20 protein-coding genes are annotated in these 22,711 nt (G+C 72.0%); 16 read left to right on the forward strand and 4 right to left on the reverse strand.

The annotated features are described in order from the left end of the window. Positions 1–115 precede the first annotated feature (115 nt). Both KME66_RS22385 and KME66_RS22390 read left to right on the forward strand, forming a co-directional pair. The gene (locus KME66_RS22385) at positions 116–979 is read left to right on the forward strand and encodes a helix-turn-helix transcriptional regulator (protein ID WP_216325219.1); all 864 of its coding nucleotides are present in this window, start codon (positions 116–118) and stop codon (positions 977–979) included. Between the two features lie 10 nt (positions 980–989). After that, positions 990–1,196 carry a DUF397 domain-containing protein gene (locus KME66_RS22390; RefSeq protein ID WP_216325222.1) on the forward strand — a complete coding sequence of 69 codons (207 nt, stop codon included), beginning with the start codon at positions 990–992 and terminating at the stop codon, positions 1,194–1,196. A gap of 140 nt (positions 1,197–1,336) precedes the next feature. Here KME66_RS22390 and KME66_RS22395 read toward each other — a convergent pair whose 3' ends face one another. Beyond that, complete coding sequence (locus KME66_RS22395) at positions 1,337–4,474, reverse strand: DUF3427 domain-containing protein (RefSeq protein ID WP_216325225.1); 3,138 nt, start codon at positions 4,472–4,474, stop codon at positions 1,337–1,339. A gap of 152 nt (positions 4,475–4,626) precedes the next feature. After that, positions 4,627–5,631 (reverse strand): SEC-C domain-containing protein, encoded by a 1,005-nt coding sequence (locus tag KME66_RS22400; RefSeq protein ID WP_216325228.1) that lies wholly within the window; start codon positions 5,629–5,631, stop codon positions 4,627–4,629. A gap of 435 nt (positions 5,632–6,066) precedes the next feature. Here KME66_RS22400 and KME66_RS22405 point away from each other — a divergent pair, with 435 nt between their 5' ends. The 4 genes from KME66_RS22405 to KME66_RS22420 all read left to right on the forward strand — a co-directional run bounded on the left by KME66_RS22405 (position 6,067) and on the right by KME66_RS22420 (position 9,296). Then, complete coding sequence (locus KME66_RS22405) at positions 6,067–6,804, forward strand: class E sortase (RefSeq protein ID WP_253208445.1); 738 nt, start codon at positions 6,067–6,069, stop codon at positions 6,802–6,804. A gap of 207 nt (positions 6,805–7,011) precedes the next feature. After that, positions 7,012–7,344, forward strand: a complete 333-nt coding sequence (locus tag KME66_RS22410; RefSeq protein WP_073217056.1) for a DUF6412 domain-containing protein — start codon at positions 7,012–7,014, stop codon at positions 7,342–7,344. A gap of 182 nt (positions 7,345–7,526) precedes the next feature. Then, a complete protein-coding gene (locus KME66_RS22415; RefSeq protein ID WP_073216086.1) occupies positions 7,527–8,297 on the forward strand; it encodes a YidC/Oxa1 family membrane protein insertase in 771 nt (256 codons plus the stop codon). A 138-nt stretch (positions 8,298–8,435) separates the two neighbouring features. Beyond that, complete coding sequence (locus KME66_RS22420) at positions 8,436–9,296, forward strand: fumarylacetoacetate hydrolase family protein (RefSeq protein WP_216325232.1); 861 nt, start codon at positions 8,436–8,438, stop codon at positions 9,294–9,296. A gap of 210 nt (positions 9,297–9,506) precedes the next feature. Here KME66_RS22420 and KME66_RS22425 read toward each other — a convergent pair whose 3' ends face one another. Next, complete coding sequence (locus tag KME66_RS22425) at positions 9,507–9,986, reverse strand: heme-degrading domain-containing protein (protein WP_073216090.1); 480 nt, start codon at positions 9,984–9,986, stop codon at positions 9,507–9,509. Next, positions 9,983–11,206, reverse strand: coding sequence for a Gfo/Idh/MocA family oxidoreductase (locus KME66_RS22430; protein WP_253208446.1), 1,224 nt, complete (start codon positions 11,204–11,206; stop codon positions 9,983–9,985). Before KME66_RS22430 ends, KME66_RS22425 begins: the two co-directional genes overlap by 4 nt. 72 nt (positions 11,207–11,278) lie before the next feature. On the opposite strand from KME66_RS22430, the gene KME66_RS22435 reads away from it, so the two are divergent. The 10 genes from KME66_RS22435 to KME66_RS22480 all read left to right on the forward strand — a co-directional run bounded on the left by KME66_RS22435 (position 11,279) and on the right by KME66_RS22480 (position 22,647). After that, the gene (locus KME66_RS22435; RefSeq protein ID WP_216325234.1) at positions 11,279–12,433 is read left to right on the forward strand and encodes an ROK family transcriptional regulator; all 1,155 of its coding nucleotides are present in this window, start codon (positions 11,279–11,281) and stop codon (positions 12,431–12,433) included. Positions 12,434–12,635: 202 nt separating this feature from the next. Then, positions 12,636–13,724 carry a peptidase gene (locus tag KME66_RS22440; protein WP_216325236.1) on the forward strand — a complete coding sequence of 363 codons (1,089 nt, stop codon included), beginning with the start codon at positions 12,636–12,638 and terminating at the stop codon, positions 13,722–13,724. Positions 13,725–14,083: 359 nt separating this feature from the next. Then, the gene (locus KME66_RS22445) at positions 14,084–14,854 is read left to right on the forward strand and encodes a GntR family transcriptional regulator (protein WP_216325238.1); all 771 of its coding nucleotides are present in this window, start codon (positions 14,084–14,086) and stop codon (positions 14,852–14,854) included. 154 nt (positions 14,855–15,008) lie between these two features. Continuing rightward, complete coding sequence (locus KME66_RS22450; protein WP_216325240.1) at positions 15,009–16,133, forward strand: TIGR03364 family FAD-dependent oxidoreductase; 1,125 nt, start codon at positions 15,009–15,011, stop codon at positions 16,131–16,133. A gap of 5 nt (positions 16,134–16,138) precedes the next feature. Beyond that, positions 16,139–16,888: a phosphonatase-like hydrolase gene (locus KME66_RS22455; protein ID WP_216325242.1), complete on the forward strand. Its 750-nt coding sequence runs from the start codon at positions 16,139–16,141 to the stop codon at positions 16,886–16,888. Positions 16,889–17,012: 124 nt separating this feature from the next. Next, positions 17,013–18,107 carry an ABC transporter ATP-binding protein gene (locus tag KME66_RS22460; RefSeq protein ID WP_216329556.1) on the forward strand — a complete coding sequence of 365 codons (1,095 nt, stop codon included), beginning with the start codon at positions 17,013–17,015 and terminating at the stop codon, positions 18,105–18,107. Beyond that, on the forward strand, positions 18,104–19,063 hold the full coding sequence (locus KME66_RS22465; RefSeq protein ID WP_216325245.1) for a 2-aminoethylphosphonate ABC transporter permease subunit: 960 nt from the start codon (positions 18,104–18,106) through the stop codon (positions 19,061–19,063). The genes KME66_RS22460 and KME66_RS22465 overlap by 4 nt, the downstream gene beginning before the upstream one ends. After that, positions 19,050–19,847, forward strand: coding sequence for an ABC transporter permease (locus KME66_RS22470; protein WP_216325247.1), 798 nt, complete (start codon positions 19,050–19,052; stop codon positions 19,845–19,847). Before KME66_RS22465 ends, KME66_RS22470 begins: the two co-directional genes overlap by 14 nt. Before the next feature lie 29 nt (positions 19,848–19,876). Then, positions 19,877–20,932, forward strand: coding sequence for a 2-aminoethylphosphonate ABC transporter substrate-binding protein (locus tag KME66_RS22475; RefSeq protein ID WP_073216113.1), 1,056 nt, complete (start codon positions 19,877–19,879; stop codon positions 20,930–20,932). 137 nt (positions 20,933–21,069) lie between these two features. Then, the gene (locus tag KME66_RS22480) at positions 21,070–22,647 is read left to right on the forward strand and encodes an alkaline phosphatase family protein (protein ID WP_253208448.1); all 1,578 of its coding nucleotides are present in this window, start codon (positions 21,070–21,072) and stop codon (positions 22,645–22,647) included. The last annotated feature ends 64 nt before the right edge of the window (positions 22,648–22,711 follow it).

Here is a 22,711-nt window from a genome sequence, read left to right on the forward strand (position 1 = left end):
ACGATTAAGTGCAACGTTGAGATTTTTTAGCATTGGAAAACTCAACAGGCATATGACGAAACCCTGAACGGGCTCATGCGGCACACTGGTCCGCGGAGAAGGAGGGGAGCGACGGGTGGCACATCCTGAACCGAAGGTGCGAAAGAAGCGGCTCGGGTCTGAACTGCGCAGGCTTCGGGAGGAGTCCGGCATCAGCCTTCAACAGGCCGGTGAGACCGTCGACGGCGACAAGACGAAGATGAGTCGCATCGAGAACGGGCGGCAAGGGCTGCGGCCCCTGGAGCTGAAGACCCTGCTCGACATGTACCAGGTTGATCCGCCCATGAGGGAAGCGCTGCTCGCCCTTCAGCGGCAGAGCAAGCAGAAGGGCTGGTGGTCGCAGCACTCGGACAAGCTCAAACCAGACTTCCAAGAGCGACTCACGCTGGAGTCGGACGCCGTCCGGATCTACGCCTACCAGAGTGTGGTGGTCCCTGGCCTGCTTCAGACCGACGCGTACGCCGAGGCGGTCATCCGCGGTACAGGGAGCAAGCGGATGAGCGATGAGGAAGTGCGGACGCTTGTCGACCTTCGCCTGGCCCGGCAGGCGATCTTTGATCGAGATGATGCGCCTCAATACCTCTGCATACTGGACGAGTCGGTGCTTCATCGTCAGGTGGGTGGTCCTGCCGTGACTGCTGCGCAGCTACGCAACCTCGTCGAGGTGTCCGACCGCCCTGGCATCGCGGTACAGGTGATCCCCTACTCGCAGGGCGCGTACGTAGGCATGGACGGTCCGTTCACCGTGTACTCGTATCCGGACCCGATGGAGCTGGACGTCGTCGGTCTCGACAATCTCGACGGCGGCCTGTACCTCGAAGAGACGGGGGCTGTGGAGAACTACCGCAGTGCCTTTGACCAGCTACGTGCAGCCGCTCTATCTTCGCGACAGTCCATGGATGTGATCTCACGCGTTGCGCGGGATCTTGAGAACGAGTAAGAGGCTCACGATGATGCGGCACGATCTCCCGACCGAAGCATGGATCAAGTCGTCCTACAGCGGCGACACACAGGGCCAGTGTGTCGAGTACCAGGTGGCACCGGACGGAGCTGTCGCGGTGGGCGACTCGAAGGACCGTGATCGTGGAGCCTTCGTTTTCCCGTCTTCTGCGTGGGGGACGTTCGTGGCCGGAGTGAAGAGCGGCAGCGGCTTCTAGTTCGTATCCGTAGCCCTGGCGGCCTCTGTCGGGGCGGTCCCTCCGTGCAGCGGAACGTGGCCGCCCGCTTGCCGTCCCAACTCCCGATGTGTGGAATGCTCAGCGGGTGTGGCCCGCTGGAGCCGGGACGCAAGAGGCTGTCAGCCAGCGGCGATTGCCGAGTATGTCAACACGTCGGCCGGGATCTGATGGAAGAGCTTCCACACGATCGCCATCGGGTTGCTGCCCGTGTGCTTGACGTATTCCGCCGGACCCAAAAGCATCCACGGCTGAGGCCCACCGATATCCGTCTGCTTGTATCGGCGTACGAAGAGCAGGACGTGCGTGCCCTTCTCCTTGTGGGTCTGGTAGCGGACGCCGGTGGGTGAGGTCTCCGAAGTCTGGTTCTGTGACTCCCAGTGGAACAAGGAGTCATTGAGGGCGTAGTCCTTGTAGCGGGTCTCGGGGGAGAAGTCCTTCTCGTCTTTCTCCAGGGTGACGAGCAGGGCATCGGTCTGGATGTTCTCGCACCACATCACGCCTTCGCGGAAGTGCCCGGGCTTGCGGCCATCCACAGCGGCCTGCCCCAGCGCGGGCAGGATTTCTTCACGGCTGTACGAAGCGTGGATGGTCAGCGGGATGGCGGCGTGCGCCCCGAGGAGTGGCACCGGAACGTGGTCGGCCTGCTGGAGGACGTGCGCGAGCACCTGAAGCAACTCGTCCCGGAACGCATGCTGGGGGCGCAGCGAGTCCAGCCCGGCTCGGTAGCTGGGGAAGTCCCCGCCCAACGGCCAGAGCGAGAAGAAGAACATGCGGGCGTACCCCTGTTCCTGCTCGTTCAGGTCGTCGTAGGAGGGAGCGTCGTCGGCTAGCAACTTGCTGTACGCCGCAACCCGCAGCGGGTCATCGACGTGCAGGAAGGCCGAGACTCGCTTGAGGAGGGACAACTCGCCCTCAGGGCCGACCGCGTCCAGGAGCTTCGCTCGACGCAACAAGCCCGTCCATGAATTCTCTTTGCCTCGGTAGAGCTCCTTGAGCTCCCGGCCACTCTCCTTGAGGAAGTCCGCAAGGCGTGGTTGCGCGTAGAAAGCGACCTCGCGGGCCAACTGCGTGACGTTGACCGCGATCTGCGTGCGGATGTTGTCAATGATCAGGTCCTTGGCCTTCGTCTCAAGGATGATCTGGCAGCCCGAGGGAAGTTGGGGGAAGTCCTGCTCGATGCTGTCGAGGAGGCGGTTGCGCGTCAGGTTCGTCAGAGCGCGGAACTGTTCTTCGAACCGGAACTCCTTGCGGTGCTGACCGATGAAGTCCAAGACGGTGAGGACTGCCTTGTTCTCTGTCCGACGCAATCCCCGACCCAACTGCTGAAGGAAGACCGTGGCACTGGAGGTGGGGCGCAGCAGGAGCAAGGTGTCGACGTCGGGGATGTCGAGTCCCTCGTTGAACAGGTCGACGGAGAAGATGACCTGGAGTGCTCCCGAGCGCAGGTCATCCAGTGCTGCCTTGCGGTCATGTGCTGGAGTCTCACCAGACAGGGCGACTGCGTTGAGGCCCGCGCGTCGGAAGAAGTCGGCCATGAAGTGAGCGTGCGCGACCGACACGCAGAACCCCAGGGCACGCATCGAGTCAGGGTCGGTGACCTTGTCCTTCACCGCCTGCACCACGAGGCGGGCTCGTGCGTCGTTGCCCGTGAACAGATTGCTCAGCGCTGTTGAGTCGTAAGCTCCACGCTTCCATGTGACAGCGCTCATGTCCGTGTTGTCGGTGACGCCGAAATAGTGGAACGGGCTGAGGAGTTCGTTCTCCAGCGCCTCCCAGAGCCGCATCTCCGCCGCGATGCGACCGTCGAAGAACTCGTCCTGGATGTTCAAGCCATCCATACGTTCCGGGGTCGCCGTCAACCCCAAGAGCTCCCGGGGCTGGAAGTGGTTCACGATCTTGCGATAGGTGGGCGACGTGCCGTGATGGAACTCGTCGATCACGATGACGTCGAAGTGGTCCGGGGCGATACGGTCCAGAGCCTGCGTCGTGAGCGACTGGACGCTGGCGAACACGTGGGTCCATCGGCGTGGGATCTCGCCACTGAACAGCAACTCACCGAAGTTCGCATCGATGAGAACGTTCTGGTAGACGCGCAAGGACTGCTCCAGGATCTCCTTGCGATGCGCTACGAAGAGCAGGCGTGGGTCACGGCCGAGCGTCTGCCGCAGACGCTTGTAGTCCAGCGCCGCCATTACGGTCTTGCCCGTACCCGTTGCCGCGACGAGAAGATTGCGGTGACGGTCGTGCACCGTGCGCTCGACTTCGAGGCGTTCGAGCATGTCCCGCTGGTGCGGGTACGGGCGTACCTCCAGGCCGGAGAGGCTGATGCTCGTAGACCCGGGGCGGCCACTCCCACCAGCGCGGGAGAGGGCATCGTCCAGCCGCAGGGCATCCCTGTCAGGGTCGTACGACTCGAAAGCCGGCTCACTCCAGTACGCGTCGAAGGTCGCCTCGAACTTGCGGATCACCGAGGGCGTCGCAACGGAGGAGAGCCGGACGTTCCATTCGAGCCCATCGAGGAGGGCGGCTTTGGAGAGGTTCGAACTGCCGACGTACGCCGTGTCGAAACCACTGTCGCGGCGGAAGAGCCACGCCTTGGCGTGAAGGCGGGTCGAGCGAAGCTCGTAGTTGACCTTCACCTCGGCGCCGAAGTCTCGCACTAGCCGGTCCAGCGCGCGGCGCTCGGTAGCGCCGATGTAGGTCGTCGTGAGTACGCGGATGGGAATGCCGCGCTCGCGCGCCGACGACAGAGACTTCTCCAAGACGCGGAGTCCGTGCCACTTTACGAACGCGCAGAGGAGGTCGACTCGGTCGGCGGTGGCCAACTCGGAGCGCAGTTCGAAGCCGAGACTGGGGTCTTCGGGAGAGTTCGTGATGAGAGCCGTCTCGGACAGCGGGGTCGCTGGGCGTATGGCGTACACACCCGGCGCTTCCTGCTCCGCGACGGCCAACAGCTGACGCGGCCCGTCGGTGACGAGGTCGACCCACTCGGTCGCGCCCTCGATCGTATTGAGCGATTCCAGGATGTGATTGGCCGCCATCACCTGCTCGGCAGGGGAGAGGCCTTGGAGCGCCCGGCGCACTGTGGCACCGATATGGCGGGAGAGGACCTGGGGTGCCGACTCTGTGCCGACTGAGGCTTCGATGGAGTGCCAGCCCGCGGAGTCGAGCTGCTTCATCCGCTCGGCGAGCCGATGCGTGATGAGTGATTCATAGAGCCCAGCAACTGGCGCTTCAACCGGAAAGTCGTTGGGCATGCCCCGAGTCCCCCTCATTTGGCTGCGTACTGCATATGCAGTTGTATCAAGGAGGTCTGACAGCCGGGCCGTATGGCTGGCGAAAAGCAGCAGGGGCCGCCGCCCGGGAAGTCGTGGGCGGCGGCCCCTGCCAGGGGGGTACACCAGGGGCCTCAGCCCCCGTGGCACCCCCCGTAAGCCTCCCCCGACCCGCACCAGCAGGCGGCCGTGCGCGACGGGGGCCACGGGATGGCGCGGCCTCGGGCGGCGAGGGTGGTGGCGTACTGGGGGAGGAGGCCCGGGTCGGACGGGGACGCGGCCTCGGAGGCGGCGAACGCCTCGTACGAGGGGACCGTGCCCGTGACGATGCCCAGGTTCGGGGTGCCGGTGGCGTGGAGGTCGCGCAGGGACGCCTCCAGGCGGTTCAGGTGGGTGGCGTGGTCCACGTACTCCTCGGTCAACGCCGGGTACGCGGTGAGCAGTTCGCGCAGTTCGTTCTCCGGCCAGTGCAGCACGGCCACCGGGAACGGGCGGGACAGGGCCGTGCGGTACGTGCCCAGTTCCGCGCGCAGGCGGGCGATCTCGGCCTTCAGCTCCACCGGGTCCGAGGAGCCCAGCGACCACAGGCGCTTCGGGTCGTGCAGCTCGTCCAGGGGCACCGCGGCCGTGTGCAGCTCGCCCGCCAGCTCGTCCCAGGCGTCGTGCTCCAGGCCCATCAGCCGGCGCACCCGGTGGCGGCCGGTCAGCAGGGACTGCGTGGTGTACGGCACCTCCTCGCCGGGGGCCAGCAGCAGGGTCAGCGCGGTCGAGAAGAAGTCGTGCGCCGACTCCAGCTCGTCGTGCGCCTCCAGGGTCTCCGCGGCCACCTGCCACGGCGCGGCGTTCAGCGGGCCCGCCGTGCGGATCCCGTCGATGATCGCCCGGGCCTCGGCCTCGTGCCCGTACTCCCAGAGGTTGGCCGCTTTCAGGGCCTTGATCAGGTGCGGGTTGTCGACGGTGGACTCGGGGGCGGCGAGCAGGTCGTCGTAGAGCGTGCTCGCGCGGGCGCGGTCGCCCGCGAGTTCCAGGTGGGCCGCGGCCTGGAGGATCAGCGGTTCGTGGTCCTCGGGGTACTGCGCCGCGGTGCGGAGCAGACGCTCGGCTTCGGTCGTGTGATCGGCAGGAGTGTCGGGGCGCATGGACCACACGGTACTGCCGGACGGTGACGGCGTGGAGGAGAGGGCGGAGGAGGAGAGGCGGGAGAAGCCTGGAGAGTTGCGGCCTTTGCCCTTACCGTGCGCTCCGGCGGGAGGTGACGCGCGGGCGGGTCTGCCGTGGGCTCCGGCGGGAGGTGGTGTGCGGGTGGTCTTGTCGTGCGCTCCGGCGGGCGATGACGCGCAGGTGGTCTTGGCGTGCGCTGTGGCGGGAAGCGGTGTGCGGGCGGGTTCGTCGTGCGCTCCGGTGGGAGGTGGTGTGCGGTCGTCTGGGCCGTGCGCCCTTGCGGGAGGGATACGTCCATGCTGAGGCGGCGAGCCGGAGCCGCCCCTGGCGTCCTACCGGCCCGGGTACGGAGGTCCGGCCGCTCCGGCCGTCTGCGCCGCGGCGCGCCACGGTTCCTCGCCCGAGGGCTCTGGGTGTCCGCCGAAGCCGTCGTGACCCTCGGTGTCGTCCTGCTCCTCCTCGTCGCCCATCAGCTCTGGTGGACCAACCACGAGGCCCGCGCCGACGCCGGGCGCACCGTCCGGAGCCTTCAGCGGGAGTGGGCGGCCGACGCGCCGGCGAACCCGGCGGAGGCGGACGGCGGTGACGGGCCTCCTGCGGGGGAGGCGACGGCCCGGCCCTCGGAGCGCCCCGGACCGGAAGCGGGCGGTGACCAGCGCCCCGTCCCCGCCGCGCGCCCGAGCGCCCCCGCCCCCCGCTGGGACCAGGCGTACGCCGTCCTGCGCATCCCCCGGATCGGGCTCACCGCCCCCGTCGCCGAGGGCACCAGCAAGGGCGGGGTGCTCGACCGGGGGTACGTCGGGCACTACACCCGTACCGCGCAGGCCGGGCAGGCCGGGAACTTCGCGCTCGCCGGGCACCGCAACACCCACGGCGAACCCTTCCGGCGCATCGACCGGCTGCGCGGTGGCGACCGGATCACCGTCGAGACCCGCGACGCGGTCTACACGTACACCGTCGGCAAACGCCTCGACCGGACCGCGCCCTCCGACAGCGGGGTCATCGCACCCGTGCCGCGCAGCAACATCCACACCTCCGTCGGCTACAGCGAGCCCGGCTACTACCTCACCCTCACCACCTGCACCCCCGAATTCAGCTCCCGCCACCGGCTCGTCGTCTGGGGGCAGCTCACCGCGATGCGCCCCCGCTGAACGGAGATCCCGCAACCGTCCGGCGAACCCGGAGGGCGCTCGGATCATCGTGTATAACGAAAGAGTGCCGTTCACTCCGATGGGCGGCACCTCGCGGGGACGGTTCGAGGAACCGCGGATCAGTACGAGGAACCGCGGGCCGGCACCAGGGACCGCGGAACGGCACGAGGGACCGCGGAACGGTTCGAGGAACGGGAGGTGCGCATCGTGCGGGACGCCAACACCCTGCGCCGCGCCTTCGCCCGGCTGCTCCGGCCCGCCGGGCTCCTCCTTCTCTTCCTCACCGAGGTCCTCCTCGCCGAGGGCGGCAGCCTCTCCGCCGCCGTCGCGTTCGCCGCCACCGCCGCGGCCGGGTCCGCCCTCCTCGCCTGCGCCGTCATCAGCGCCCGCTGCGCGCCCCCGGTGCCCCGCACCCGGGTCCGCACCGCCATCAGGGACCGGGAGCGGCGCACCGCGTTCCTCCCGCAACGCGACCCCGACGCCCGGGGGCGCACCAGGCCCAGGGCACCCGGGCACGCCCTCCTGACGGCCGCCGCGTAGGCAGTTCCCGCCCACCCGCACGTCTTCTCGTCCCGTACGCGCGACCCTGCGTACGCGTCGGGAGCCCGTGACGGGCACCTCTCCCGCGCCGGTCGTCCTGCCGCCGAGCAACCCCACCTCGTACCTCGCCGCCTTCTGCGCAGGTACCTCCCGGCACGACGAGACCCCCGGAGGGCTCACCCATGTCCGCCTTCATGTCCGCTTTCGCGAGCCTGGTCGGCTCCCTCGCCGACCTGCTCCAGCCGCTCTTCCAGACCGCGTCCACCGCCGCCGCGATCATCCTGTTCACCGCGCTCGTCCGGCTCGCCGTCCACCCGCTCTCCCGGGCCGCCGCACGCGGGCAGAAGGCCCGCAGCCGGCTCCAGCCGCAGATCGCCGAGCTCCGCAGGAAGCACGGCAAGAACCCCGAGCGGATGCAGAAGGCGATCATGGAGCTGCACGCCGCCGAGAAGGTGTCGCCGCTCTCCGGCTGCCTGCCGAGCCTGCTCCAGATGCCCGCGTTCTTCCTGCTCTACCACCTGTTCTCCAGCCGTTCGATCGGCGGCGAGCCCAACGCGCTGCTCAGCCACGACCTGCTCGGCGCGCCGCTCGGCGGGCGCTGGCACGACGCGCTCGCCCACGGCGGCCCGTTCGGCGGGCAGGGGCTGGTCTACCTGGGCCTCTTCGCGCTTGTCGCCGCCGTCGCCACGTTCACCTACGGACGGACCAAGCGGCAGATGGCCGCCAACCCGATGACGCCCGCCGCCGGCCCCGACGGACAGCCCGTGCCCGGTATGGGCGCGATGACCAGGCTCATGCCGCTGCTGTCCTTCTTCACCCTGATCACCGTGGCCGTCGTCCCGCTGGCCGCCGCGCTCTACGTCGTCACTACGACCACCTGGACCGCGGCCGAGCGGGCCTGGCTCTACCGCGACCTGCCGGTGGGCGGCGGCGCCATGGCCACCGCGGCGTAATCGGCGCGGCCGATGTGCCGGTCCAGTGTGTGAACGCGGTCTTGCGGAGTGATCCGATCTCTTGGACGATCAGCCAAGCCCCTCGGCGGCCGCACCCCGCCGACGGGCTCTCCACCTCGATCAAGAGGAGTTGGACCGTTGAAGCTGCTTCGAGTCGGTACGGCGGGCGCCGAGCGCCCCGCACTTCTCGACCGCGACGGGACTCTGCGTGATCTGTCCGGAATCGTCCGCGACATCGACGGCGAACTGCTCGCCGACGCCTCCGAGCTCGCCCGCGTACGGGCGGCCGCCGGGACCCCCGGTGTGCTGCCCGCCCTGGACGCGACGGGGCTGCGGATCGGCCCGCCGCTGGGGCGCATCGGCAAGATCGTGTGCATCGGGCTGAACTACCACGACCACGCGGCGGAGACGGGTGCGGAGATTCCGGCCGAGCCGATCCTGTTCTTCAAGGCGCCCGACACCGTCGTCGGGCCCGACGACACGGTCCTCGTACCGCGCGGCAGCCGGAAGACGGACTGGGAGGTCGAGCTCGCCGTCGTCATCGGCCGCACCGCCCGCTACCTGGGCTCCGCCGAGGAGGGGCTCGCCCATGTCGCCGGGTACGCCGTCGCCCACGACGTCTCCGAGCGCGAGTTCCAGATCGAGCGCGGCGGCACCTGGGACAAGGGCAAGAACTGCGAGACGTTCAACCCGCTGGGCCCCTGGCTCGTCACCGCCGACGAGGTGGCCGACCCGCAGGCCCTGCCGCTGCGCCTGTGGGTCAACGGCGAGCTGAAGCAGAACGGCACCACGGCCGACCAGATCTTCCCGGTCGGCGAGGTCGTCCGCTACCTCAGCCATTTCATGACGCTCTACCCGGGCGACGTCATCAACACCGGTACGCCCGCCGGGGTCGCCATGGGGCAGCCCGAGCCCAAGCCGTATATGAAGGCGGGCGATGTGGTGGAGCTGGAGGTGGAGGGGCTCGGCCGGCAGCGGCAGGAGCTGAAGGACGCGTAGCCCGGGGGAGGAGGGGCGGGGGCGCCGTGGCGTTCCGACGCGTGGACGTACGTGACGGCGCCCCGTCCCCGTACCCGCGCCGCCCGCCCCCGTACCCGCGCCACCCGCCCCCGTACCCGCGCCACCCGCCCCGTACCCGCGCTCAGGCCCCCGTGCCCCCGCCCCCGTACCCGTGCTCAGGCCCCCGTAGCCCCGCTCCCGTACCCGCGCTCAGGCCCCCGGCGTCGCCGCGAACCGCTCCAGCGCCTCGACCACCATCGCGTGGTCCTCGGCCTGCGGCAGGCCGGAGACCGTGACCGACCCGATCACGCCCGCGCCCTTCACCGCGATCGGGAACGAACCGCCGTGCGCCGCGTACGTGTCCGGGTCCAGGCGCGAGGACTCCTCGAACGTCGTGCCCCTGGCCCGGAACCGGGTGCCGACCAGGTACGAGCTCTCGCCGTACCGCTCGACCACCTTGCGCTTGCGGTCGATCCACGCGTCGTTGTCCGCACTCGAACCCGGCAGCGCCGCGTGGAAGAGCTGCTGCGCGCCGCGCCGGATGTCGATCGCGACCGGCGCGTGCCGCTCCCGGGCCAGCTCGACCAGCAGGCTGCCGAGCGCGAAGGCGTCGTCGTGGGAGAAGCGCGGGAGGGTGAGCCGGCGCTCCTGGGCGATCAACTCGGAGAGGGTGGGGGAGGGGGTGGTCATGCGTGCCGCTCCTCTGCGTCGTGGTGCGGTGCGTCGTGCCCGGGGCGGTCGTGGTGCGAGGTGTCGTGCCGGGGCGCCTCGTGGTGCGGTCCCTCGTGGCGCGGTCCGTCGTGCCGGGGTCCGTCGTGGCGGGGGAGAAGGGTGACCGAGACGCCTTCGCGCGCCGAGCGGCGGGCGGCTTCCAGGACGTCCAGCGCCGCGGCCGCCTGGAGCGCGGTGACCGGGTTGTCGCCGGTGCCGCGAAGCGCCGCGGCGACGGCGGCGTAGTACGCGGGGTAGTCGCCGGGCAGCGTGCGGACCGGGGTGCCGCCGCCGGTCAGCGGGGACTCGCCGGAGCCGAGGCGGCCCCACAGCTCCTCCGCCTCCTCGCCCCACGGCAGGCCGGCCGCCGGGCGCAGCCCCTCGCGCAGGGCCGCCTCCTGCGGGTCCAGGCCGTACTTCACATAGCCCGCCGCCGAGCCGAGCACCCGGAAGCGCGGGCCGAGCTGGGCCGTGGTGGCGCTGACGTACAGATGGGAGCGGACCCCGTTCGCGTGCGTGATCGCGATGAACGTGTCGTCGTCCGCCGCCGCACCGGGACGCCGTACGTCGGACTCGGCGTACACCTGGACGGCCGGGCCGAACAGCACCAGCGCCTGATCGACGACATGGCTGCCCAGGTCGTACAGCAGACCCCCGATCTCGTCCGGGTCGCCCGACTCGCGCCAGCCGCCCTTCAGCTGCGGCCGCCAGCGCTCGAACCGGGACTCGAAGCGCTGCACCTCGCCCAGCTCGCCGTCGGCGATCAGCGCGGCCAGGGTGCGGAAGTCGTTGTCCCAGCGGCGGTTCTGGAAGACCGAGAGCAGCAGCCCGCGCTCCTCGGCGAGGGCCGCGAGCTCACGCGCCTCGGCGGCGGTCCCGGCGATCGGCTTGTCCACGACGACGGGGAGGCCGGCCTTCAGCGCGGCGGTCGCCAGCGGGACGTGCGTCTTGTTCGGGGACGCGATCACGACCAGGTCCAACGCGTCCGCGCGCCCCCACAGCTCGTCCGGCGACGCGGCGAACCGGACGTCGCCGAACGCGGCACGGGCCTGGGCCCGCCGCTCCTCGTCCGACGTGACGACCGTGTCGAGGACCAGGCCGTCGGTCGCGGAGACCAGCGGAGCGTGGAAGACGGAGCCGGCCAGGCCGTAGCCGACGAGAGCGACGCGGAGAGGGGCGCCGGAGACGGTGGGGGTCATACGGCCACTTAAGCAACGCTGTTGCCGAAGTGCAAGCGAGCGGCACAATAGGGCGGTGAAGAGGAGTGAGCCGTGAACCGGAACCGGACCAGGACCCAGGCCGGGGTCAACCTGCCGGCCCTGCGTCACCACAACGCCGCGCTGGTGCTGGACCTGCTGCGGGCGGCCGGGGCGGAGGGCATCAGCCGGCTGGAGCTCGCCGAGGGCACCGGCCTCACCCCGCAGGCCGTCAGCAAGATCACCGCCCGGCTGCGCGAGGACGGGCTGGCCGTCGGCGCGGGCCTGCGCCCCTCCACGGGCGGCAAGCCGCGCACGGTGCTGCGGCTGGTGCCCGACGCCCGGTTCGCCGTCGGTCTGCACCTGGACCGCGACGGCCTCACCGCCGTCCTGGTCGACCTCGCGGGCCGGCCCGTCGCGGTCACCACCGCGCCCCTCGACCTGGGCGCCCCGGCGGAACGGGTCCTCGCGGACGCGTCCGACGCCGTACGGGACCTGAGCGCGGCCGAACCGCACAAGCCGGTGCTGGGCGTGGGCGTCGCGGTGCCCGGCCCGCTCGACCACCGGGGCGGTGTGCTGCACCGGGTCACCGGATTCCCCCGGTGGGACGGCTATCCGCTGCGCGCCGCACTGGCCGAGCGGACCGGGCTGCCGGTCACCCTGGACAAGGACACCAACGCCGCCGCCCTCGCCCTCGCCCTCAACGGCACGGGCGGCGACGGGGACTTCGCCTATCTCCACCTCGGTACGGGGCTGGGGGCGGGCCTGGTCCTCGGCGGTGAGGTGCACCGGGGGGCGCGGACGGGGGCCGGCGAGTTCGGGCACCAGACCCTCCAGATGGACGGCCCGCTGTGCGGATGCGGCGGGCGCGGCTGCATCGAGGCCCTGTGCCTGGCGGCCGAGGCACGCGGCGACCGGGACGAGGCGGCCCGGGTGCTGGGCACGGGCGCGGCGAACCTGGTCGGCCTGCTCGACATCGACCGGGTGGTCCTGGGCGGCCGGACGGTGGCCGCCGACGAGCGCGCGTACGTACGGGGCGTCCGGGCGGTGATCGAGGAGCGGGCGGCCCGGGGCGGGGCGGGCGCGGGCGCGGGCGTGACCGTCACGGTCGCCGGAGGCGGGGACCGGCCGGTCGCGGAGGGCGCGGCCCAGCTGGTGCTCGCGCCGGTGTTCGGTCGGGTGGGGGAGGAGAAGGAGGAGCAAGAGGAGAAGGGGGAGCGAGAGGGGTGAGAGGAAGGGGAGGGGCGAGGGCGGGGAGCGGGCCGCCGCCGAGCCGGGCGAAGAGGCCCGGGTGAAGCGCAGTCGGGTGATCGTATGAATGATGTCGGCATGTCGACTCTCCCTGTCCGCGCGCGCGTGATTCCGTCGGAGGCCATCACCGGTGGCCCCGCCGGGGGCACCGGTCGTCCGCGAGCAGCGAAGGGTGTCCTCCATGCCCCCCACCTCCTCCGCGCGGCTGCGCGACGCCCGTGCACTGGCCGCCGCCGGGCTGGCCGCCGGGATCACGGTCCCCGCCGCGCTCCTGGGCGGTCCGCAGGCCGCCGCCCTGCCCGCACCGGTGGCCTCCGCGTCCTTAGCCCGCGCCGCCGCCACGGACGCACGCGCCACGGCCGGACGCGCTGCGGGCCCGGACGACGAACTGCCGGTGTGCGGCGACCCGAAGGCCAAGGACTTCCCCATCGAGACCCGGATCCAGGGCGCCCCGGACCGGTACGCCTCCGGCGGCGGATACGGCACCTGGTTCCTCGACCTCACCAACACCACCGACGCGTCCTGCCAGGCCCTGCACCCGGTGCTCGTGCTCGCCGACCGCGACCGCAGGCTGACGTCGGACCAGATCCAGCTGGAGTTCTCCGAATCCGGCAGCCCCGAGAAGGAGCACCGGGTCACCTGGGAGAGCACCGATCGCGACGAGCAGATCGGCGTCTTCGGCGACCCGTTCCCCGGATTCACCGTTCCCGCCGGAGCGACCGTCTCCGTACGCGTCCGGATGGCCTTCACCTCCGACACCGCACCCGGCCCGGTCACCGCGCACGCGGCCGTCGTCCAGCGCCACCACCAGGGCAGGGGCAAGGGCGGCGGGCGCGAGGACGGTGAGTGGGTGGGGGAGTCGCGGGACTACCCCTTCGTGATCGTCGACGGCGCCACGGGCGGCATCCGCGAGCCGGACGGCCCCCGGACCGAACGCCCCGATCCGGAGCACACCGCTCCCGGCACCCGCACCGAACGGCCCGAGCGCCCCCGTACGGACCCCGGCACGGGCCGCGACCCGGCCCCGGACGGTTCCTCCAGCCCTCGCCCGGACACCGGGCAGCGGAGCGACGGCGAGGACGGCCACGGCGATCGCGGCGAGGTCGGCCCCGGGCTGCCGGCCCGCGACGGACTCGGCCGCCCGCTCCCCGAACTCGCCCGCACCGGAACGGCGTCGACGGCCTGGACCGGGGCCGCCGCCGGGGCGCTCCTGCTGACCGGGGCTGCCCTGCTGCGGTACGCCCGCCGGGCCCGCCGCACCGAGGGCTGAGCCGGAGAGCGGCGGGGTCGCGGCCTGCCACGCGGGGGCCGGGTCGGAGGGCCCCGGGGAGGCGGACCGCCGCACCGGAGGACTGAGCCGGAGGGCCCGGCGCGGCAGGCGGCCGCACGGGGACTGGGCCGGCGGGCCCCGGGGAGGCGGAACGTCACAACGGGGAGGCTGAACCGGAGGGCCCGGCGCGGCAGGTGGCCACGCGGGGCCGGGCCGAAGAGCCCCGAGGGAGGCGGGCCACCGCAACGAGGAGGCTGAGCCGGAGGGCCCCCGGGACGGCGGACCGCCGCAACGCCCGACGGTGCACGCGGGCGCGGGCCCGTTCCGGTCCGTTCACCCGCGTCTGCCACCATCGGGCGGTGGACTACCCGAACGACCAGGCACCTGGCGCACCGATCCGCTCCGGCATCCCCGAGCACGGCCGCATCCCGAAGTACTACGCGGTCAAGGCCCGCATCGCGGTCCTGCTGGACGAGTTGGGCGAGGGCGGACTCCTGCCCACCGAGCGGGAACTCGCCCACCTGCACGAGGTCTCGCGCGAGACCGTCCGCCAGGCCCTGCGCGAACTCCTCCTGGAGGGGCGGCTGCGCCGCCAGGGGCGCGGCACCGTCGTCGCCGGGCCCAAGCTGGAGCAGCCGCTCTCGCTCGCCAGCTACACCGAGGGCGTCCGCCGCCAGGGCCGGCGGCCCGGACGCAACCTCATCGGCCTGGACCGCTTCCCCTGCCCCGAGGCGCTCGCCGCCGAGGTCGGCGTCGAGCGGGGCGAGCCCGTCTGGCACCTGGAGCGGGTACTGCTCGCCGACGACGAGCGCGTCGGCCTGGAGAGCACGTTCGTCGGCGTCGCCCGCGTCCCGGACCTGGACACCGGGTTCGACCCGGACTCCTCCTTCTACGCCTACCTCCGCGACGCCCTCCGGATCACCTTCGGCGATGCCGACGAACGGATCGAGACCGTCCTCGCGACCCCCCGCGAGGCCCTGCTCATCGGGACCCCGCCGGCCCTGCCGATGCTCCTGATCCACCGCCTCTCCCGGGACACGGACGGCCGGCCGCTGGAGCGCGTGCGGACGCTGTTCCGGGGCGACCGGTTCTCCTTCTCGGCGCATCTGCGGGGCGGGGCGCAGGGCTGAGAGGGACCCTCACCCCCTCTCGCTCTCCCTTCCGTGCGACCCCTCCCTTTGGTCACGGAAACGTAACGGGTCTGGTCCAAACTTGCGGGGTCGTTCACCGTTCCGTCGACGACCGGACGCGTCCGGGACACCCGCCCCCAGGAGCGTGGCCGGCGTGAGAGTCATCGTCGTAGGAGCCGGCGTGGTGGGAACCATGCACGCCTGGCACGCAGTCAGCCGCGGCCACGAGGTCGTACAGATCGAGCGCGAGAGCGAGGCGCGCGGGGCGTCGCTCCGCAACTTCGGACAGATATGGATCAGTGGGCGGGCCGGTGGTGAGGAGCTGGAAACCGCCCTGCGCGCCCGTGAGTTGTGGGAGCGCATCGGCGAGCGGGTGCCCGGGCTCGGCTTCCGTGCCTGCGGTTCGCTCACTCCGCTGCGTACCGCACGCGAGGTCGCCGTCGCCGAGGCGGCCGTCGCCCGGAGCGACGCGGCGGCGCGCGGCTACAAGCTGCTCACCGCCGGTGAAGCGCGGGCGGTCAACCCGGCCCTGCGCGGCGCGTTCGACGCCGCCCTGTGGTGCGAACGGGACGCGGCCGTCGAGCCCCGCACCGCCCAACTCGCCCTCAAGCAGGAGCTGCTGGCCTCCGGGCGGTACACCTACCTCGGCGGCCGCGAGGTCCGGGAGGTCGTCGGCACCGCGTCGGTGCGCGACGACCACGGGGACGTCCACACCGGCGACGCGGTCATCCTCGCCACCGGCGCCTGGCTCGGCGGGCTCGTCCGTGAACTCGCCGGTCCCGCGCTGCCCGTGCGCCGCGTCCGCCTCCAGATGATGCAGACCGACCCGCTCGGCGAACCCCTCCCCACCTCCGTCGCCGACGCCGACAGCTTCCGCTACTACCCCGCCTACCGGGGCGAGGCCCTCGACGCCCTCAACGCCGGACAGGCCCAGGACCCCGTCGCCGCCGAGCACCGCATGCAACTCCTCATGGTCCAGCGCCGCGACGGAGGGCTGACCATCGGCGACACCCACGCGTACGAGCACCCCTTCGCCTTCGACACCGTCGAGGAGCCGTACGAGCACCTCACCCGGGTCGTCGAGGCCTTCCTCGGCCGCCCGCTGCCGCGCATCCGCCACCGCTGGGCGGGCGTCTACGCCCAGTGCACCGACACCGCACGCGTCGTCCACCGGCAGCAGGTGCGCGACGGGGTCTGGCTCGTCACCGGACCCGGCGGGCGCGGCATGACGTGCTCGCCCGCCATCGCCGAAACGACCGCCGACCAACTGGGCTGGTGAACCACATGACGTCAACGACCACCACGCACGCCAACCCCTTCGGCCTCGTCGTGCTCGACATGGCCGGGACCACCGTCGCCGACGGCGGCCTCGTCGAGCAGGCCTTCTCCGCCGCCGCCCAACGCCTCGGCGTGCGCCCCGGAACCGACGAGCACGCTCGTCAACTCAGCTACGTACGCGCCACCATGGGCGAGTCCAAGATCTCCGTCTTCCGGCATCTGTTCGGTGACGAGGACCGGGCGCGGTACGCCAGTGAAGCCTTCGAGGAGGCGTACGGGGAACTCGTCGACGGCGGCCGCGTCGCCCCGCTCCCCGGCGCCCGCGAGGCCGTCGAACGTCTCGCAGCCGAAGGCCGTACCGTCGTCCTGACCACCGGCTTCGCCCGCACCACCCAGGACGCCATCCTCGCCGCCCTCGGCTGGCAGGACCTCGTCCCGCTCACCCTGTGCCCCGCCGACGCGGGCGGCCGGGGCCGGCCCTTCCCGGACATGGTGCTGGCCGCCTTCCTGCGCACCGGGGCCGTGGACGACGTCCGCCGGACCGTGGTGGCGGGCGACACCGCCTACGACATGCTCAGCGGTGTACGGTCCGGCGCCGGGATCGTCGCCGGGGTCCTCACCGGCGCCCACGGCAAGGACCAGCTGGTCCGGCACGGCGCGACCCACGTCCTCGGGTCCGTCGCCGAACTGCCCGACCTGATCGCGCGGTCCGAGGCCGCCGGGCTGCCCGACGTGATCGCGAGGGCCGAGGCGTGAGCGCCCCGGCCCCCGGCGCGACCTCCGCGGGTGCCGTCTCCGGCGTGGCCCCGGCCCCCGGCGCGACCCCGCCGGTGCCGCGCCCGGCGCGCGCCCCGCCGCCGACCGGTCCGCCCCCAGCGGCATCCGCTTCGACGGCGTCACCGTCGCGTACGGCGGGACCGTCGTCCTGGACCGCCTCGACCTCACCGTCGAACCCGGCGAGGTGATGGCCCTCCTCGGGCCCTCCGGCTCCGGCAAGACCACCGCCCTGCGCGCCGTCGCCGGGTTCGTCCGGCCCGCCGCCGGGCGGGTCCTCCTCGGCGGCCGGGACGTCACCGCCCTGCCCCCGCACCGGCGCGGCATCGGCATGGTCGTCCAGAGTTACGCCCTCTTCCCGCACCTCAAGGTCAAGGACAACGTGGCCTTCGGGCTCAAGGCCCACCGCACCCCGAAGGCCGAGATCCCGGGCCGGGTGACCGAGGTGCTGGAACTCGTCGGCATGGCCGGGTACGCGGAGCGCCACCCCCGCGAACTCTCCGGCGGCCAGCAGCAGCGCGTCGCCATCGCCCGCGCGCTGGCCATCCGGCCCGGTGTGCTGCTCCTGGACGAACCGCTCTCCGCCCTCGACGCCCGCCTCCGTTCCGGAATGCTCGCCGAACTGGCCCGGCTGCACCGCGAGTTGCCGGACGTCTCCATTCTGTACGTCACCCATGACCAGATCGAGGCGCTGACGCTGGCCGACCGGATCGCCGTCATGGACCGCTCCCGGCTCCAGGACTGCGGCACTCCCGAGGAGCTCTACCGCCGGCCCCGTACGGAGTTCACCGCCTCGTTCGTCGGCAACGCCAACCTCCTCCCGGTCACCGTCACGGGCGAGGGCGCCGTGGACCTCGGCGCCCGCCCGCTCGGCGTCCCCACCGGCACCGCCGCCCCCGGCGCCACCGCCACCCTCTGCGTCCGGCCGCACCTGGTCGGCCTCGGCGGCGGGCCCAACGTGCTCACCGGCCGGGTCGCCGAGGTCCAGTGGCGCGGCTCCACCCACCGCGTCCACGCCGACGTCGACGGCCACCGCGTCATGGCCGACCTCCGCGAACTGCGCGAGCCCCCGGCCGTCGGCGACCCCGTCACCCTGCACTTCGCGACCGAGGACGCGGTCCTGCTCCCGGCGGGGGCGGGAGAGACGGCGGGGACGGGCGGCTCGTCGAGGACGGGCGGCTCGGCGGGGGTCGGCCCATGACCGCCACCGCTCCTGCCACCGGCGCCACCGCCACCGCCCCCGGCGCCACCGCCCCCGCCCCCGGCGCCACCACCGCCGTGCCCCGTACCCCCGGCGAACCGGCCCCCGCAGCACCCGGCCCCGCCCGCTCCCGTACCGCCCCCGCCTGGGTCTGGGCGCTGCCGCCCGTCGCCGTCCTCGCCCTCGCGTTCCTCTACCCGCTGGCCCTCGTCGGCCGGCAGTCCGTCACCCCGGACGGCGGCGGCGGTCCCTCCCCCGCCCCGTACGCCGACGTCTTCGCCTCCGAGGTCTTCCGCGACGCGCTCACCACCACCGTGTGGCTCGCCGTCGGATCGACCGCGGGCTGTCTGGTCCTGGGCCTCGTCCTCGCGCTGGTCATCGCGTTCGTCCCGTTCCCCGGCGGGAAGGCGGTCGCCCGGTTCGTCGACGTCTTCCTCTCCTTCCCGTCCTTCCTCATCACGCTCGCCCTGCTGTTCATCTACGGCTCGGCAGGCATGGCCAACGGGGTCTGGACCGGCGTCACCGGGGCGGCCGACGGGCCCTTCCACTTCCTGACCACCCCCTGGGGCGTACTGCTCGCCGAGATCACCTACTTCACCCCGTTCGTGATGCGCCCGCTGCTCGCCGCCTTCTCCCAACTCGACACCGGACAGCTCGAAGTGGCCTCGTCGCTCGGCGCCGGTCCGGTCCGGATCGTCCGGCAGGTGATCCTCCCCGAGGCGTTCCCGGCTCTCGCGGCGGGCGGCAGCCTGGTGCTGGTGATGTGCCTCAACGAGTTCGGGATCGTCCTGTTCACCGGGGCGAAGGACGTCACCACGCTGCCGATGCTCGTCTACAGCAAGGCGATCCTGGAGGCGGACTACCCGGCCGCCTGCGTCGTCGCCGTCGTCAACATCGTGATCTCCGTGGGCCTGTACGGCCTCTACCGGGTGGTGAGCCGTCGTGCTGGTGCATAGCCGGGCCGGGAAGTGGGCCACCTGGGCCGTCTTCCTGCTCCTCTTCGTCCCGCTGTTCGCGGTGCCGCTCCTCGTCGTCCTCGCCGCGTCCCTCGCCACGAACTGGTCCGGGGCCTTCCCCTCCGGGCCCACCGTCGAGCGCTACGCCGCCGCGACGAGCGGCGACGCGCTCCAGGCGCTCACCACCAGCCTGGCCACGGCCCTCGCGGCGAGCGTGCTCGCCCTCACCCTCGGTGGCTGGGCCGCGCTCGCCGCCGCCTCCCTCCGCACGCGCGGAAAGCGGCTTCTGGACGCCCTGTTCGTCCTGCCGGTCGCCGTGCCCCCGGTGGTCGTCGGACTCGCGGTGCTGGTGGCCTACAGCCGGCCGCCCGTGCTGCTCAACGGGACGCCGTGGATCGTGATCCTCGCCCACACCGTCCTCGTCACCGCCTTCGCCCACCAGTCGGTCGCCGCCGCCGTACGCCGTCTGGACCCGGTGTACGCACAGGTCGCCGCCGGCCTCGGCGCGAGCCCCGCACGCGTGCTGTGGCGGGTGAAGCTGCCTCTGCTGCTGCCCTCGCTCACCTCGGCGGCCGGGCTCTGCTTCGCCCTGTCCATGGGGGAGCTGAGCGCCACGATGATGCTCTATCCGCCGGACTGGACCCCGCTGCCGGTGCGGATCTTCGCCGCCACCGACCGGGGCTCGCTCTTCACCGGCGCCGCCCTCGCCGTGGTCCTGATGACGTCGACGCTCCTCGTCCTGGCCGTCGTCTCCCGCATCCGGACCCGCGCCTCCTACCGCTGATCCCCACCACGACCCTTCGGAGACACTCCATGCGCATCCCCGCCCGCACCCTCGCCCTCCCTCTGGCCGCCCTCACCGCCCTCACCCTCACCGCCTGCGGCGGTTCCTCCGCCGCGTCCGACGCGAAGTCCGTCACCGTCTACAGCGCCGACGGCCTCAAGGGTGAGAACGGTGACGGCTGGTACGACAAGGTCTTCGAGGACTTCGAGAAGCAGACCGGCATCGAGGTGAAGTACGTCGAGGGCGGCTCCGGCGAGATGGTGCAGCGCGCCGCCCGCGAGAAGTCCAACACCCAGGCCGACGTCCTCGTCACCCTCCCGCCCTTCATCCAGCAGGCCGACGAGAAGGGGCTGCTGACCGCGTACGAGCCCGAGGGCGCCGACCAGGTCGACGGGGCCGGCCGATCGCCCGACGGGACGTGGACCTCCGTCGTGAACAACTACTTCGGCTTCATCCACAACAAGAAGAAGTTGGCGAGCCCGCCCCGCACCTGGGAAGAGCTGCTCGACCCCGCGTACCAGGAGAAGATCCAGTACTCGACCCCCGGCGTCGCGGGCGACGGCACCGCCGTCCTCATCAAGGCCATGCACGACTTCGGCGGCAAGGAGCCGGCCATGGCGTACCTGAAGAAGCTCCAGACCAACAACGTCGGCCCGTCCGCCTCCACCGGCAAGCTCGCCCCCAAGGTCGACAAGGGTGAACTCCTCGTCGCCAACGGGGACGTCCAGATGAACTTCGCCCAGTCCAGGGACATGCCCAACCTCGCCATCTGGTTCCCCGCCCGGGGCGACGGGAAGCCCACCAGCTTCGCCCTGCCGTACGCGGCCGGGCTCGTCGCGAAGGCCCCGCACAGCGAGAACGGCAAGAAGCTGCTCGACTTCATGCTCTCCGAGCAGGCCCAGCGCGACGTCAGCGCCGTCGGCGGGGGCTTCGCCGCCCGCAAGGACATCAAGGCCACCGACGCCAACGCCGTCGAACTGGCCCGGCTGATGGACGGCGTGGAGATCTTCGAGCCCGACTGGGCGGACATCGGCGCCCACCTGGACACGTACATCGACGCCTGGAAGTCGGCCACCGGAAGCTGACCGGCCACCTCTCGGCCACGGATTCCTGCGAAGGTCTGGACCCGGCCCGGATATCTCGTCATGGTAACGGGTCTGGTCCGGACAGCAGTTCACGCCCACCCACCCCCGCTCGACCCGCCCTCTCCCTGGAGGATCACGTGTCCCGGTCCCTGTCGTCGCCGCCCCCGTCCTCGCCCGTCTCCCGGCGCTCCGTGCTCGCCACCACCGCCGCCGCGGCCACGGCCGCCGTCGTCGCCCCGCTCGCCACCGCCGCCCCGTCCCACGCCGCCGCGGCCGCGCCCACGCTCCCGGACGGCACCAGCAAGGACAAGGTGCTCGTCGTCGGCATGGACGGACTGCGCCACGACGTCATCGCCACCGCGAACGCCCCGCACCTCACGTCGATGATGGCGAACGGGACGTACGGCACCTCGCTGCTGTACGCCAACCCGATGGCCGCCACCTCCTCGGGCCCCGGCTGGTCGACCATCTCCACCGGGGTCTGGCCCGACAAGCACGGCGTCCGGGAGAACTCCTTCGCCGGGAAGAACTACGGGCGGTACCCCGGCTTCCTCGCCCGCCTCGCGCAGGTCCGCCCCCAGCTCTCCACCTACGCCGCCGTCGACTGGAAGCCCCTGGACACCCAGGGCACGGTCACCCCGGGCGCCGACGCCAAGCTGGTGCTCGACGGCGACCGCGACGGCTACACCGGCCACGACGCCACCATCGCCGCCGAGACCGAGTCCATCCTCCGGAACCAGAACCCGGACGTCCTCTTCGTCTACTTCGGCCAGACCGACATCGCCGGGCACAACTCCGGTGCCGCCAGCGCCGCCTACCGCCGCGCCATCGAGGTCCAGGACGGCCATCTCGGCCGCCTGCTCGCCGCGATCCGGGCCCGTCCCTCGTACGCCGCCGAACGCTGGACCGTCATCGTCGCCACCGACCACGGCCACACCGACTCCGGCGGCCACGGCGGCAGCGCGATCGAGGAACGGCGCACCTTCGTCCTCGCCCAGGGCCCGGGTATCGCGGCCGGCGCCCGCCCCGCCGACACCCGCCTCGTGGACGTCGCCGCCACCGTCTTCCGGCAGCTCGGCATCGTCCCCGACCCGGCCTGGGGCCTGGACGGCAAGCCGATCCAGGAGCGCTCCACCGACCCGTTCGAAGCCCTCCACCCCGTCCTGGCCGGCCGCGCCGACGAGACCGGCATCCCGGCGGGCGTCCTCGGCTGGACGCACACCGCGCCCAGCGGCTGGTCCGTGGTGAACTCCGCGATGGGCACCGGGGGCGTCGCCGAGTGGCGCGGCTGGGCCTTCGCCACCGACGAGTTCTGGAGCCGCACCCAGCGCGACCAGCACCGCGAACTGAACGTCCGCTCGCGCGGCGTCTTCGCGGTCGCCGACTCCGACGAGTGGGACGACAGGGCGTCCTCCGGACCGTACGACTCCACGCTGGTGACCCCGGCGTACGCCGTCGCGGGCAAGTCCACCGTGACGCTCGGCCTCACCACCCTCTACCGGCAGGAGGGCAGCCAGAGCGCCCGCATCCTCGCCTCCTGGAACGGCGGGACGCCCGTCGAGGTGAAGCGCTACACCTCCGACGTCGTCTCGCAGCCCCAGTCGCTGACCCTGAACGTCCCCTCCGGGGCCGCCAACGTGAGCTTCCGGTTCCACTACACCGGCAGCAACAACTGGTACTGGGTGATCGACGGGGTCAAGGTCACGACCGGCTAATTATGCTGGGGGTGCCGGGACGGCGTGGTCCGGGCACCCCCAGCACGCAGTGCGTACGGCAGGA

Origin of the sequence: Streptomyces sp. YPW6 (assembly GCF_018866325.1) — a bacterium.
GTDB lineage: Bacteria > Actinomycetota > Actinomycetes > Streptomycetales > Streptomycetaceae > Streptomyces.

Bases quoted from the DNA above. Each gene is read 5' to 3' on its own strand.
- KME66_RS22390 (WP_216325222.1), top strand. From the start codon at position 990: ATGATGCGGCACGATCTCCCGACCGAAGCATGGATCAAGTCGTCCTAC.
- KME66_RS22395 (WP_216325225.1), bottom strand. From the start codon at position 4,474: ATGCCCAACGACTTTCCGGTTGAAGCGCCAGTTGCTGGGCTCTATGAA.
- KME66_RS22400 (WP_216325228.1), bottom strand. From the start codon at position 5,631: ATGCGCCCCGACACTCCTGCCGATCACACGACCGAAGCCGAGCGTCTG.
- KME66_RS22415 (WP_073216086.1), top strand. From the start codon at position 7,527: ATGTCCGCCTTCATGTCCGCTTTCGCGAGCCTGGTCGGCTCCCTCGCC.
- KME66_RS22425 (WP_073216090.1), bottom strand. From the start codon at position 9,986: ATGACCACCCCCTCCCCCACCCTCTCCGAGTTGATCGCCCAGGAGCGC.
- KME66_RS22430 (WP_253208446.1), bottom strand. From the start codon at position 11,206: ATGACCCCCACCGTCTCCGGCGCCCCTCTCCGCGTCGCTCTCGTCGGC.
- KME66_RS22440 (WP_216325236.1), top strand. From the start codon at position 12,636: ATGCCCCCCACCTCCTCCGCGCGGCTGCGCGACGCCCGTGCACTGGCC.
- KME66_RS22455 (WP_216325242.1), top strand. From the start codon at position 16,139: ATGACGTCAACGACCACCACGCACGCCAACCCCTTCGGCCTCGTCGTG.
- KME66_RS22465 (WP_216325245.1), top strand. From the start codon at position 18,104: ATGACCGCCACCGCTCCTGCCACCGGCGCCACCGCCACCGCCCCCGGC.
- KME66_RS22475 (WP_073216113.1), top strand. From the start codon at position 19,877: ATGCGCATCCCCGCCCGCACCCTCGCCCTCCCTCTGGCCGCCCTCACC.